The following is a 2,131-nucleotide window of genomic DNA, read 5'->3' as shown; positions in this document are numbered from 1 at the left end:
ATACCCCAAGCCTCAGGCACGACACCCGAAACACTTGTCAGACACGCCCTAGTTCAAGGTTGCTTCATGGCCAGTAGCGCAAATCTCTTCATCGACCCCGACGGTGTGCGCGCCGCCGGGGCTGGTCTGTCGACGGCCAGCTCCGAGGCGGCGGCACCCGCGCCGGCGGTCACGCCCGCAGCGGCAGACGCAACGTCGGTGAAGATCGCCTACGCGCTATCGGCGTCGATCAGTGAGCTGGTCAACGCCACCATGGCCGTCAACCACAAGACCGCCCAGGCCAGCTCACGGATGCACAGCTCCGCCACCACCTACGAAGACCAGGAGCAGGCCAACGCCGCGTCCCTGGCCCCCGGCTCTCGGGGACGTGCGGCCTCCGTCCCGGTGGGTGATGCCCCGTCGATCGGGGGCCCATCGCTGGTCGCACCCCCCATTCCGACGCCGGGGGTGCAGCCAACGTCCGGCAAGGAGATCGCCGCACTCATGCACGGAGGTCCTGGCCCCGAAGCGCTGGAGACCGCCGGACAGGCGTTGAATACCCATGCCGCTCAACTTGATTCGGCCGCGCAGTCGGTGCGCTCGGCCCGGTGGACCAGTGAGCAGAATTGGGACTCCTCAGCCGCTGACCAGGCCAGCACACACCTGGCCACGCTGGAGTCGACCTACATCCGCCACGCCGATCAGTCGCGTGCCTTGTCGCGGGATGCGACCGTGCAGGCCAACAACTTTCGTCAGGCCCGCGCCAATATCCCCACCCCGCAACACTTCGCTGCTCTGGAGCAGCGGCTACGCGCGGCGGCCGCGCACAACGCGCAGAGCGGTGGACGCTACACCGCTGTCGTGAAGCAGCTTCAATCCGAACTGGCTGCAGCCCACCAACAAGCGATCAACAGCTACACCACCTACACCGCAGGCGGGCAGCTGCAAGCCAAGCCTCTGGAGCCGGGCGTCGCAACCACTACCGCCACTACACCTCCCGGGGTTCCGGGGCAGCCAGGAGCGGCACCGGGCACCGAGGATGGGTCGCTGCCCACTTCCGGTGATGCCGCAGACGGCACGGGTCCGGCCGGTAACCCCCTGGGTGATCCCGCTGGCGGTGGCGCGGAGATGCTGCAGACATTGTTGCCCACGGTGCTCGGAGTGGTGGCCGGCGCGGCTGGCGGCCTCCTTGGTGCGCTCAGCGGCGCCGCGAACCAAGTTCAGCAGACCGGTACCCAGCTCGTCAGCGGCCTGGCTCAAGGCGGCGCCTCGGCGCTGCAAGGTCTCGCAGGCAGACAACCTGGTGGGTCTGACCCATCATTGGGTGAGGGCGGCGGTCCCGGTGATCTCGGGATGGGTGACGGTAGTGGTGGGGGTGCCGAGCCTGGGGATACCGAGCCTGCCTCGGCGGGTGACGGGGGCCTTGCTGCGGCGCCGGCCTCAGCAGCTGCCGCCCCGGCGGTAGCCCCGGCGCCCACCGTGGGAACGGGCGCGACCCCGACAGTGGGCAGTGCCGGGGGCGGCGCCGGGATGGGCGCACCAATGGGCATGATGCCGCCGATGATGGGTGGTCCCGGCCGCGGCGGCGGTGAGGATGACAAGCGCCTCTATGAGGAGAAGCGGCTGCGTCTGACGACCCCGCCGAACGCCGAACCGGTCAAGGGCAGGGTTGAGGCGCGTGAATCCCGTTCTGAGAGAAGAGATAAGAAGACATGACGCTGACTGACGATCAGTACGTCGCCCAGGCCGAAGCTGCTATAGCGCACTGGCGCGCCCGCAACAAGGCGTTCCTCGACGCTGTGGAGGGGATCAACGTGCCGATGCTGCACGATGACGTGCGCGCTCGATTCGACAGCTGGGGCAATCTTCTCGACCTCGACATCGCGCCAGAAGCGATGAGCGCCTACACCAACGTGGAACTCGAAGAGATCATCACCGCGGTGCTGCGCAGGACCCGCGATGAGATCTACGAGCACATGCGCGGTCTGTTCGCGGCCTACCTTGTGCCGACCGACCCCCGGTTCGACCCCAGCGCGATCGGTGAACCGTATGTCGCACCACCGCCACCGGACGCCTGAGACAACGTTCCCCTGCATGCAATGCCGTTAACTTTGCCGGTGGGCGAGTCGGATTTCAGGTGGTCCTCGGTGGT

2 protein-coding genes are annotated in these 2,131 nt (G+C 67.6%); both read left to right on the top strand.

Annotated elements, in window-relative coordinates; translation table 11 throughout:
• The first annotated feature begins 66 nt into the window (after window positions 1-66).
• Complete coding sequence (locus tag CRM90_RS29825; RefSeq protein ID WP_102810430.1) at window positions 67-1,695, top strand: PPE domain-containing protein; 1,629 nt, start codon at window positions 67-69, stop codon at window positions 1,693-1,695.
• Window positions 1,692-2,057: a type I secretion protein TolC gene (locus tag CRM90_RS29820; RefSeq protein ID WP_102810429.1), complete on the top strand. Its 366-nt coding sequence runs from the start codon at window positions 1,692-1,694 to the stop codon at window positions 2,055-2,057. The genes CRM90_RS29825 and CRM90_RS29820 overlap by 4 nt, the downstream gene beginning before the upstream one ends.
• Window positions 2,058-2,131: the final 74 nt, after the last annotated feature.

The sequence above is a fragment of the Mycobacterium sp. ENV421 genome, from assembly GCF_002887815.1.
In the GTDB taxonomy this organism is placed as follows: domain Bacteria; phylum Actinomycetota; class Actinomycetes; order Mycobacteriales; family Mycobacteriaceae; genus Mycobacterium.
This window is presented reverse-complemented; position numbering and strand designations above follow the sequence as displayed.